At 32.5% G+C, this 9,960-nt stretch carries 15 protein-coding genes; 5 read left to right on the plus strand and 10 right to left on the minus strand.

What is annotated here, in order from left to right; translation table 11 throughout:
* Positions 1-365 precede the first annotated feature (365 nt).
* The 3 genes from L8D11_RS01450 to L8D11_RS01460 all read right to left on the minus strand — a co-directional run bounded on the left by L8D11_RS01450 (position 366) and on the right by L8D11_RS01460 (position 2,089).
* The gene (locus tag L8D11_RS01450) at positions 366-638 is read right to left on the minus strand and encodes a GNAT family N-acetyltransferase (RefSeq protein ID WP_236869900.1); all 273 of its coding nucleotides are present in this window, start codon (positions 636-638) and stop codon (positions 366-368) included.
* A 13-nt stretch (positions 639-651) separates the two neighbouring features.
* Positions 652-807 carry a hypothetical protein gene (locus tag L8D11_RS01455; protein WP_236869901.1) on the minus strand — a complete coding sequence of 52 codons (156 nt, stop codon included), beginning with the start codon at positions 805-807 and terminating at the stop codon, positions 652-654.
* Positions 808-877: 70 nt separating this feature from the next.
* A complete protein-coding gene (locus L8D11_RS01460; protein ID WP_236869902.1) occupies positions 878-2,089 on the minus strand; it encodes a cytochrome b in 1,212 nt (403 codons plus the stop codon).
* Positions 2,090-2,486: 397 nt separating this feature from the next.
* On the opposite strand from L8D11_RS01460, the gene rpsM reads away from it, so the two are divergent.
* The 4 genes from rpsM to rplQ are packed head-to-tail and all read left to right on the plus strand — an operon-like array spanning position 2,487 to position 4,710.
* Entirely contained in the window at positions 2,487-2,864 is a 378-nt protein-coding gene (rpsM, locus tag L8D11_RS01465) for a 30S ribosomal protein S13 (RefSeq protein WP_236869903.1), read from the plus strand.
* Positions 2,865-2,894: 30 nt separating this feature from the next.
* Entirely contained in the window at positions 2,895-3,275 is a 381-nt protein-coding gene (gene rpsK / locus L8D11_RS01470; protein ID WP_236869904.1) for a 30S ribosomal protein S11, read from the plus strand.
* Between the two features lie 28 nt (positions 3,276-3,303).
* Positions 3,304-4,341, plus strand: a complete 1,038-nt coding sequence (locus L8D11_RS01475) for a DNA-directed RNA polymerase subunit alpha (protein WP_236869905.1) — start codon at positions 3,304-3,306, stop codon at positions 4,339-4,341.
* Positions 4,342-4,353: 12 nt separating this feature from the next.
* Entirely contained in the window at positions 4,354-4,710 is a 357-nt protein-coding gene (gene rplQ / locus L8D11_RS01480) for a 50S ribosomal protein L17 (protein WP_236869906.1), read from the plus strand.
* A gap of 106 nt (positions 4,711-4,816) precedes the next feature.
* Here the strand turns inward: rplQ and L8D11_RS01485 are convergent, their stop codons facing one another.
* The 7 genes from L8D11_RS01485 to sdhC all read right to left on the minus strand — a co-directional run bounded on the left by L8D11_RS01485 (position 4,817) and on the right by sdhC (position 9,282).
* Positions 4,817-5,227, minus strand: coding sequence for a GNAT family N-acetyltransferase (locus L8D11_RS01485; RefSeq protein WP_236869914.1), 411 nt, complete (start codon positions 5,225-5,227; stop codon positions 4,817-4,819).
* Between the two features lie 140 nt (positions 5,228-5,367).
* Positions 5,368-5,979 (minus strand): recombinase family protein, encoded by a 612-nt coding sequence (locus L8D11_RS01490; RefSeq protein WP_236869907.1) that lies wholly within the window; start codon positions 5,977-5,979, stop codon positions 5,368-5,370.
* Positions 5,969-6,238 (minus strand): type II toxin-antitoxin system RelE family toxin, encoded by a 270-nt coding sequence (locus tag L8D11_RS01495; RefSeq protein ID WP_236869908.1) that lies wholly within the window; start codon positions 6,236-6,238, stop codon positions 5,969-5,971. The genes L8D11_RS01490 and L8D11_RS01495 overlap by 11 nt, the downstream gene beginning before the upstream one ends.
* Positions 6,238-6,459 (minus strand): type II toxin-antitoxin system RelB family antitoxin, encoded by a 222-nt coding sequence (gene relB / locus L8D11_RS01500; protein ID WP_236869909.1) that lies wholly within the window; start codon positions 6,457-6,459, stop codon positions 6,238-6,240. The genes L8D11_RS01495 and relB overlap by 1 nt, the downstream gene beginning before the upstream one ends.
* 219 nt (positions 6,460-6,678) lie before the next feature.
* The gene (gene sdhA, locus L8D11_RS01505; RefSeq protein ID WP_236869910.1) at positions 6,679-8,475 is read right to left on the minus strand and encodes a succinate dehydrogenase flavoprotein subunit; all 1,797 of its coding nucleotides are present in this window, start codon (positions 8,473-8,475) and stop codon (positions 6,679-6,681) included.
* A gap of 1 nt (position 8,476) precedes the next feature.
* Positions 8,477-8,881 carry a succinate dehydrogenase, hydrophobic membrane anchor protein gene (gene sdhD, locus L8D11_RS01510; RefSeq protein WP_236869911.1) on the minus strand — a complete coding sequence of 135 codons (405 nt, stop codon included), beginning with the start codon at positions 8,879-8,881 and terminating at the stop codon, positions 8,477-8,479.
* Between the two features lie 11 nt (positions 8,882-8,892).
* On the minus strand, positions 8,893-9,282 hold the full coding sequence (gene sdhC, locus L8D11_RS01515; RefSeq protein WP_236869912.1) for a succinate dehydrogenase, cytochrome b556 subunit: 390 nt from the start codon (positions 9,280-9,282) through the stop codon (positions 8,893-8,895).
* A 325-nt stretch (positions 9,283-9,607) separates the two neighbouring features.
* Here sdhC and L8D11_RS01520 point away from each other — a divergent pair, with 325 nt between their 5' ends.
* Entirely contained in the window at positions 9,608-9,880 is a 273-nt protein-coding gene (locus L8D11_RS01520; RefSeq protein WP_236869913.1) for a hypothetical protein, read from the plus strand.
* Positions 9,881-9,960 lie beyond the last annotated feature (80 nt).

Here is a 9,960-nt window from a genome sequence, read left to right on the forward strand (position 1 = left end):
AATATTTTGTTAACTTTCTTGAATTCCTATTATTCTATCAGCTTTTATACCAAACTTATCGTTCTTCTTTATATGAATCTAATTTTTTAAATCCATTTATTGCATATCTTCCTTGCTTTGCATTTATACAACGGCCTTTTTAGGACAACAATTCAAAATATAAAACACAGAAATGGAAAAGTGGTGGAAGTTTAAAAAATATTTTTCGTAGATAAAAAATAATAAGTGTAGAGTAAAACAGAATTTGCTAACCTTACATTCCTTATCCATAATTCACGTTAATTATGAGTAAATGACTATACTCAGGGAATTGCTCAGCAATAATTTTGCCGGCAAGCACAAGGTTTGGGATAACTAATTGACATTCATAACCCCACTTCCATCACCGTTACAGGATGCGATTTAAATTCATCCATACCAATTTTCTTCCACCCGAGACGTTGATAGTACTCAGGCATTGTAGGATCAATAGCGAACAAGTAAAGTTTTTCAAAACCAAGCTCTTTTGCTTTATCGACTGTGACGTCAATTAGCATTTTGCCGATCCCTTGTTTTTGATATTTTGGATCAACAACAAGCGGACCAAGCCAAGGAGTAAGATCAAGGCGAATGCCATCATTTTCACGCAAAGAGCACATACCAGACGGCACATCACCATCTAAAGCAATAAAAGTGATCAGTAAATCTTTCAATTACCTGTTCAATCAAAATATCAGGCATCCAAATTTTACCTAAAACTTCATACCAAATATTTGCAAATGCTGGTACAGTGTGTGGATGGTTTTTTAAAAGGTCGATTTTGATCATACAGTACCTCTCATAGACTACTCAGAAGCAATGGATAAATTTTGATTCATCAAAAATTGTTTCAACTTCATCATTTTATCTGTGATTCACTAATTGAATTTGGCAATGTTTTGGTTTTTTCAAATTTTGATAGCAAGGGCAATATAATTAAAAAATGTGTAAAATACCAAATTGTAGAAATTTGACTAAATGTAATATATGGCTCCTCAGCAACTTCTCCTCCCAAATAACCAAGTGCGATAAAATTAATAAAAAATACATATGTAAAAATTCTGAATAAAGGTCTATAGTTGGCACTTTTAACTTTACAACTATCAAGCCAAGGAAGAACAAAAAGTATTAAGATGGCACTAAACATGGCAACTACCCCGGCAAGCTTATCTGGTATAGATCTTAAAATAGCATAAAAAGGCAAAAAATACCATTCAGGAACAATGTGAGCAGGAGTAACCAGGGGATTTGCATCAATATAATTATCAGGATGACCTAATAAATTTGGTTTAAAAAACACAAAATAAAAATAGATAATGAAAAATATGCCAAATCCAAAAAAATCCTTCACGGTATAATAAGGATGAAATGGAATAGAGTCTTTTTTTGACTTAATTTCTAAACCGGTAGGATTATTAGAGCCGTGTACATGAAGTGCAATGATATGAATTATCAATAATCCTAGAATTACAAATGGTAATAAAAAATGTAATGCAAAAAATCTATTCAATGTTGGATTATCTACAGAAAACCCTCCCCACAGCCAAATCACAATATCATCACCAATAAACGGCACTGCTGAAAAAAGATTAGTTATCACATTTGCTCCCCAATAGCTCATTTGTCCCCATGGTAAAACATATCCCATGAATGCAGTTGCCATTGTTGCTACAAAAATAAAAATCCCAAAGAACCAAACCAGCTCTCTTGGCGATTTATATGAGCCATAATATAATCCCCTACCAATATGTATATATATCGTTGCAAAGAACATGGATGCTCCAACTGCGTGGGTGTATCGAATTAACCATCCATAATTCACATTTCTCATTATATTTTCCACGCTATCGAATGCCATTTTGACATGTGGGGTATATTGCATGGCAAGAAACAATCCAGTTATAATTTGCATTAATAATGCAATTCCTGCCATTGAGCCAAAATTCCAAGCATAGTTTAAATTTTTTGGCACTCTATAGTCCGCAGAGTGTTTGATAAAGCCAAATATTGGCAATCTATACTCTATCCAATTAACTATAGAATCTGATAAACTAACACCTTTCTTCTTCATTATTGATATAAATTAATAAAAATTTAGAAAAATAAAATTACAACTAACTAATTAACTCATCCTAATCTATTCATCAATCTTTTTTTCTGTAACTTATAAATTTACTACATCTTGTGTATTTGATATGAAATCAGCACTGCAATTAAATTTTACATAGCTGTTTTTAGAAAAATACCAATTTTTTAAGAGATATTCTTGTATTTGATCAATTTTATTTACTTTTTTTCCATTTTCATTATTTTACATATTTTTATGTTATTTCAATTTCTTATTCTTGTTTATAACGTTGTATTTTAAACAGCTCCCTTAAATAAATTCACTTATACACTTGACTTAAAGATTAAATTATATAGAATTCTTAGCATTAAACTACAAAATTTATTGCAAAGAGGTTTTCGTGGCACGTATAGCAGGCGTCAATATTCCAACAGCTAAAAAAGTCGGTATAGCACTTACATACATATATGGAATAGGACCGCATAGATCTAAGCAAATATGTGAAAAAGCTAACATAGATGAGAGTGTTAGGGTTTCAGCATTATCTGATGATGAAGTCAGAAGAATAAGAGAAACAATTGATTCTTCATATTCTGTAGAGGGCGATTTAAGAATGGAAGTATCTCTAAATGTCAAAAATCTGATTGACATGAAATCGTATAGAGGTATAAGACATATAAGAAAATTACCTACAAGAGGGCAGAGAACCCATACAAATGCACGCACAAGAAGAGGAAAAGCTATTGCAATTGCCGGAAAGAAAAAGGTAACTAAATAACAATAACTAAAGAAGAAAAAAGTATTGAGCATGGATAAAAAAACAACTAGCAAGAAAAAAAGAAGCGTTATTATAGGCATAGCACATGTATCTGCTACATTTAATAACACTATAGTTACTATTTCTGACATACAAGGCGCAGTTATTGCTTGGTCCTCGGCAGGATGTAATGGCTTTAAAGGGTCACGTAAATCAACGCCGTATGCAGCACAGGTTACGGCTGAGGTTGCTGCAAAAAAGGCAACTGAATTTGGTATGAAAACAATTTCAATAAAAATTCAAGGTCCAGGAAGTGGTAGAGATTCTGCAGTTAGGGGTTTAATATCTTCAGGACTCAATGTCACAACAATAAAAGACATAACTCCTATACCTCATAATGGTGTTAGACCACCTAAAAAAAGAAGAGTTTAAAGTATTAAATTAATAAGGTATATCATAGATGCACGAAGAAATACAGAAAACTAACATATCATTGAATTGGGTCAGTTTAATTAAACCAGCAGATTATACGATTGAAGAAGTAGAAGAGAATTCTGCTGTATTTCATATTGAACCTTTGGAAAAAGGTTTTGGAATAACTTTGGGTAATTCCTTAAGAAGAATACTACTATCGTCATTACAGGGCACTGCAATTTGTGCTGTAAAAATATCGGGAGTAGAGCATGAATATTCAACAATTGACCATGTACAAGAAGATGTAGTTGAGATTATTTTGAATCTTAAATCTGTAATAATTAAAGGAAATACAGGATTTGGTAATAAAAAATTTACTTTAAATGTAACAAAAAAAGGCCCCATTACTGCAGGAATGATTGATGTGGTTGCTGGCTTTGAAATTGTAAATCCAGATTTGGTAATTTGTAATGCTACTAAAGATATTAAATTAAACATGGAGTTTATTATTGCTTCAGGTAAAGGCTATAAGGTTGCAAGCGAGCACGGCGAATTAGATTATGGGAATGACTTTATTGCAATAGATTCAATATTTTCCCCAGTCTCTAAATGTTCATTTAAAATTTCTAATAGTCGAGTTGGATCAAAAACTGAATATGATAAATTGTCTTTAAAAGTTGAAACTAATGGTTCTATTAAAGCAGAATTGGCACTGGCACTGGCAGCTAAAATTTTTCAAGAGCAATTACAGGTATTCATAAGCTTTAAAGAAGTTGAAGAAGTTGAAAAACCTAAAGAGAAAAAAATACCATTTGATGTTAATTTACTTAGAAAAGTTAGTGATTTGGAATTATCTGTTCGTTCACATAATTGTTTGAAGAATGACAATATAATATATATTGGTGATTTGGTTGTGAAATCTGAGGCCCAGATGTTAAAAACGCCAAATTTTGGTAAAAAATCCCTAAATGAAATCAAAGAATTACTTGTTGAAATGGGTTTAAAATTTGGTATGGAAATTGAAAATTGGCCTCCTGAGAATTTAGAAGAGCTAATGGAAGGTTATCTTGGTGAAAATAATTAATGCATTTTTGATATGATACACAGAATAAGTAAAAGAAAATTTTCTAGAAGAAGTGCTCATAGGACAAGTTTGTTGAGAAATTTGTGCAAATCTTTGATAAATAGTGAACAGATATTGACCACTTTGCCAAAAGCAAAGAGTTTGCGGAGTGTGGTTGAAAAATTAATAACGACTGGCAAAGAGAACGACCTAAATTCTAGGAGAAAATTGATATCTAAATTAGGCGGGAGCTTAAAGGAAACGGATAAAATACTCAACGTATTGTCGCCTAGGTATAAGGAAAGAAATGGTGGTTATACAAGAGTAATCAAAGCAGGTTACAGAAAAGGTGATTGCGCTCCTATAGCTATTATTCAATTTGTTAATTAGCATTTATTTAATGGTCATCCTCAATATTTAAAAGTTTTAGGTATTATGGATTTTATTGTGCAAAGTTGGATGAGAAGCTTGTTTTTTTTCCAATTGGCTTTATATATTACAAACTCTGCTTTAAAAAGATGCAGCTAGAATTTTGAGTATAGCCATGCCTCTCGAAGTCTACTGAGTATCCTAATTTCTCATAAAATGATTTAGCACCCTCAAAGGTCATTGTGGCAACGGCTGCCATTTCACATCCTGATTTACGACCATAGTCGTGAACTGCTTCCATCAAATTTTTTCCATAACCTAATTTCCTATGAGCTTTATCAACCCATAGCATGTCAGTGTAGATACATCCGAAAATGACACTTCCATTACAACCTGCAATAATTTGACTCGCTTTATCCCTTATAAAAAACGCAAAAGAATAAGCTTCCCCGAATTCTGGTGTTTCTTGATTGAGTTTGTCAGTTAGAAAATCGATATCAGCTGTAATTGGGGATTTAGTAAATTCTATCTCTTGCATATTCACTAGTTTTTTTAATAATGCTTATTAAACAATAGTTATCCTGAGCACTCTGCTTCAATTGTAATTGACCAATGTAACATTTTCACTTCACTTTTAAATCTTTCTCACTCTAACTCATTGGGGGTTCACTTCATTGTTTATAGTTCTCTTATAACATCTAAAACTTCTGATTCTTTAGTAACTTTTTTGTCATACCATCCTGCTTTAATACGGTAATAAGTAGTTTGGCTTATTTTATAATAGTTCAATATGCGAGAAACCATTATACCTCTTTGCGCTGATGTTTTAACGTTATTAATTAATTCTTCATCAACGTTAAGTGGCCTACCAAAGGATTTTCCTTCTTTTTTAGCTTTCTTAATCCCTTCAAGCTGTCGCTCTTTTCTCAAGTTATTTTCAAACTCTGCAAATGATGATAGCATCTGAAACATTAACTTTCCTTGTGGAGAGGCCGTGTTGATATTTTGATCTAACACAATAAAGTTTACCTTTTTCTCTTTAAGCTTTTCAACAATACTACCCAAATGATAAGCTGACCTTGCCATTCGGTCTAATTTAGTGATAACTAATGTATCATTTTCCCGCATATAATCTAAGCATTTGATTAGCTCTGCTCTTTTCTGATCTACTCCACTTATCTTTTCTTGGTATATTTTATTGCAACCATATTTAGTAAGCTTATCTATTTGTATCTCTAAACTTTGTCCTTGGCTAGATACTCTTGCATATCCCACAATATCACCCATCATAAACCCCGCTACGATGAGCTATTCTCAACACTAACACTGTGATCTCTTTATCTTTTATGTCGCAAATTAATCTATAATCTCCTACTCGAAAACGCACAAGTTTTCCAAATATTTTACCTTTCAAACTTTTTCCCAAAGATCTTGGATCAGCACAAAAAGCAACTCTAGTTTCTAAAAAAGATATTACCCTTACTTGAATAGATCTATCAAGCTTCTCAAGCTCTTTTGCTGCAATTTTATTTAATCTTATAAACCACATTATAAACCAAGACTTTGCTTTACTTCTTCCAATGTATAAGTCTCGCTCCTTCCAGCTCGGATATCTTCTAAAGCTTTTTCAGCTAAATAGATATCTTCTAAATCTTCTAGTTTAGATTGAATGGCTTCACGAACATAAAAAGAAATTGTTCTACCTGTTTCTTTTGAAAGATAATGCAATCTGTCTTCTATATTTTTGTCTAATTTGATACTTACAGTCATAATTGTAATATTCTTATGATATATTATACAAAATATCTTATATTAATTAAGGACTTTTGGCAAGACACTGATATCATATTTTTGGTAGTATGGTTTCATTTACTATTTTGTTCATCCCTTATTTTTTACCAATATTTTTACTACATTTTTATATTAAAAATGTCTCTCTTATATTAGTCTCAACATTGTTCAAATACTTTAACTTTGATTAATTGCAGATTAATACACCCTTTTTACTGGAGGGAAAAATTCAACATCGTCAGTTAGTGTTTTTTTAGACACTTCACTATAATCAATTTTGACTTTACCTGTTTTTCCATTTAACTCAATCAAGGTATGCTTCATCCATTTTTTATCATCTCTTTCTTTATAATCTTCTCTGGCATGCGCACCTCTTGATTCTTGCCTATTATATGCTGCTGATATAGTTACAAGTGCTTGAGATCTAAGGTTATCCAATTCTAAAGCTTCAACTAAATCACTATTCCAGATCATACTTCTATCAGAAATTCCAATATCCTCAAACGAATTATATATATCATGCATATAGTTCACGCCCTCTTTTAATGAATCTTCCGTACGAAATACAGCTGCATGCTTTTGCATTGTTTTTTGCATATCTAATCTAATTTTTGATGTAGGAAGATTACCATTTGAGTGTCTTATTTTATCAAATCTATCTAAAATTTTCTCAATATATTTATTTGGAACATCAGGTTTTTTATCATCAGATTTTATTAATTCTGAAGCCCTGATCGAAGCTGCTCTACCAAACACGATTAAATCGAGTAATGAATTTGAACCAAGCCTATTTGCACCATGCACCGATACACAAGAAGCTTCACCAATAGACATGAGACCAGGAACAATTTTCATACTTTTGCCACTTTTACTCAAAACTTCTCCATGGAAATTAGTTGGGATTCCACCCATATTATAATGCACCGTTGGAATTACTGGAATAGGTTCTTTTGTCACATCCACTCCGGCAAAAACTTTTGCTGTTTCTGAAATACCAGGTAGCCTTTTATGAATTACATCAGCATCTAGATGTGATAAAACTAAGTGTATATACTCACCATCTTCGCCACACCCTCTGCCTTCACGTATTTCTACCGTCATAGCTCTACTAACAACGTCTCTTGAGGCTAAATCTTTTACCGAAGGAGCATAACGCTCCATAAATCTTTCTCCGTCTTTATTAATTAAATAACCACCCTCTCCCCTAACTCCCTCTGTTATTAAACAGCCAGAGCCATATACACCTGTTGGATGAAATTGTACAAATTCCATATCTTGTAAAGCTAAATCAGCCCTTAAAGCCATGCCTCCGCCATCTCCTGTACATGTATGTGCTGATGTTGCAGAAAAATATGCTCTACCGTAACCACCTGTAGCCAGAACAACTAAATTTGCACTAAATTTATGGATGGTGCCTTCTTCAAGAGAATATGCAAGAACTCCTATAAATTCGCCAGCATCATTTTTTATCAGATCAATTGTAAAATATTCAACAAAAAATTCTGCATCAGCTTTTAGGCATTGTTGATATAGGGTATGCAGTATAGCGTGCCCAGTTCTATCAGCTGCCGCACATGTTCTTTGTGCAGGCTCTCCCTTACCATACTCTGTAGTCATACCACCAAATGGTCTTTGATAAATTTTACCTTCTTTTGTTCTGGAAAATGGAACACCATAATGTTCAAGTTCGATAATAGATTCTGCAGCATTTTTGCACATATATTCAATGGCATCCTGGTCACCCAACCAGTCAGAACCTTTAACAGTGTCGTACATATGCCAACGCCAATCATCCTTCCCCATATTACCTAGTGATGCACTAATTCCTCCCTGTGCTGCTACTGTGTGACTTCTAGTGGGAAATACTTTTGTTATACAAGCTGTTTTTAGTTTTTTTTCAGCCATGCCAAGAGTTGCTCTCAAACCAGCACCACCTGCACCAACAACTATAACGTCATACTTATGCTCAATTATATCATACGATTTTGTATTCATTTTAGCTCATACCCGAAAAATATCTAAATAATAAATGATAAAAAATAAAATTAATGATAGTGACAAAATAAGTTAAAATACAAACAGCAATTAAAACCTTATCCAATAAATGATACAAAGCTTTACACTGTATATAGTCCTTCATTATATCATTCATACCTAAATAACCATGATATAAAAAAAATAAAATAAATATTGCAATTAGTGCAAAATTCATGGGATGAGAAATAAAGAGGATCACATTTTCAGAAGATGAGTGCCTAATTAGGCCAATTACGGAAAATATTAACCAAATAAAAAGTGGTACTAATATAATTGCTGTGTATCTCTGCTTTATAAAATGCAATGTACCAAATTTAGAACTTCCTTGTCCTTTGACTTTGCCAGCTAAATTTTTTAAACTCATGACCTAATTAATTATAAAATGATTGCGTACCAAAAAAATACAGTGAGAGCAGTAGACATAATTATGGCTAACCACCCAGTTAAATTTACTGTTTTTATTTCCATTAATTTACCTGCATCCCAAAATAAATACCTAATGCCAGTGCACATGTGATAAAAAATACAATAACTAAACAATATAACAATAGATAGAAAAAATTTATTTTTCATAACGTAAGTTAAAATAGCACCAAAAGCTTCTAGTGTATTACTTTTAAAGGTATACATATTTGTAATCCAGAGAATTAAAAGGAATCCAAAAAACATGATTACACCTGTAATTCTATGCATGATTGATAAAATTGAGGATATTTGTGGCTTATAAATGGTTAGATGGGGAGATAGTGGACGTGTTTCCTTCATCGAAAATAATTCAATTGTTAGTTATATACATAATGATAATGTTATTTTTTGTTAATTCAAGCCATTTAGAAGTGCATATACAACATACACTAATGCAGCTAATATCCAAAGGCAGAATTTTCAAAAAGCTAAATTTATTTGCGATGAAGCTGTGCATGTGATAGCTACTTTCTAAAATTGAAGGGTCAGTGCTCTGTTATGTCTATATCTCCATTAAGTTAAGCGCTGCCCTTTTTAAACTCATACCCAAAGGAATGAATAACAACATAAGATATTTATTTATAAAAATATTCCCAAGGGTCAGTTCACGCATGAATGTGGAGCGTTGATAATATCGCAGGTAGTGGAGAAGGACTCAGACACAATAAAGCAATGTTTATTTATATTAAAGGCATATGAAAAAATTAGTAAGCATTTAGAAAGCTTAATGGAAATAATAGCTAAGGCTGAAGGTGATGAGATGATATGGCCAAGTACGATGTATGGACCTGAGGAGATACTTGGGAAGATAGATGCGAAAGATTTAGAAGAAGGATTCGAAATTGTGATTGAAAGACCATTGCATAATAGGCAGAAAGAAACATATATGATAGAATGAAAAGATAAGTACATACGAAAGAGGAGGCAAAATGTCATTTTTAGTAAGAGAAGCAGAAGAACGTATAGAGAAGAGTAAGT

The sequence above is a fragment of the Candidatus Bandiella numerosa genome (genome assembly GCF_021811875.1).
Classification (GTDB): Bacteria; Pseudomonadota; Alphaproteobacteria; order Rickettsiales; family Midichloriaceae; genus Aquirickettsia; species Aquirickettsia numerosa_A.

What these genes read in the sequence shown, in the direction of transcription:
- L8D11_RS01450 (WP_236869900.1), bottom strand. Translation starts at nt 638, where the DNA reads ATGTGCTCTTTGCGTGAAAATGATGGCATTCGCCTTGATCTTACTCCT.
- L8D11_RS01455 (WP_236869901.1), bottom strand. Translation starts at nt 807, where the DNA reads ATGATCAAAATCGACCTTTTAAAAAACCATCCACACACTGTACCAGCA.
- L8D11_RS01460 (WP_236869902.1), bottom strand. Translation starts at nt 2,089, where the DNA reads ATGAAGAAGAAAGGTGTTAGTTTATCAGATTCTATAGTTAATTGGATA.
- rpsK (WP_236869904.1), top strand. Translation starts at nt 2,895, where the DNA reads ATGGATAAAAAAACAACTAGCAAGAAAAAAAGAAGCGTTATTATAGGC.
- L8D11_RS01475 (WP_236869905.1), top strand. Translation starts at nt 3,304, where the DNA reads ATGCACGAAGAAATACAGAAAACTAACATATCATTGAATTGGGTCAGT.
- rplQ (WP_236869906.1), top strand. Translation starts at nt 4,354, where the DNA reads ATGATACACAGAATAAGTAAAAGAAAATTTTCTAGAAGAAGTGCTCAT.
- L8D11_RS01485 (WP_236869914.1), bottom strand. Translation starts at nt 5,227, where the DNA reads ATGCAAGAGATAGAATTTACTAAATCCCCAATTACAGCTGATATCGAT.
- L8D11_RS01490 (WP_236869907.1), bottom strand. Translation starts at nt 5,979, where the DNA reads ATGATGGGTGATATTGTGGGATATGCAAGAGTATCTAGCCAAGGACAA.
- L8D11_RS01495 (WP_236869908.1), bottom strand. Translation starts at nt 6,238, where the DNA reads ATGTGGTTTATAAGATTAAATAAAATTGCAGCAAAAGAGCTTGAGAAG.
- relB (WP_236869909.1), bottom strand. Translation starts at nt 6,459, where the DNA reads ATGACTGTAAGTATCAAATTAGACAAAAATATAGAAGACAGATTGCAT.
- sdhA (WP_236869910.1), bottom strand. Translation starts at nt 8,475, where the DNA reads ATGAATACAAAATCGTATGATATAATTGAGCATAAGTATGACGTTATA.
- sdhD (WP_236869911.1), bottom strand. Translation starts at nt 8,881, where the DNA reads ATGAGTTTAAAAAATTTAGCTGGCAAAGTCAAAGGACAAGGAAGTTCT.
- sdhC (WP_236869912.1), bottom strand. Translation starts at nt 9,282, where the DNA reads ATGAAGGAAACACGTCCACTATCTCCCCATCTAACCATTTATAAGCCA.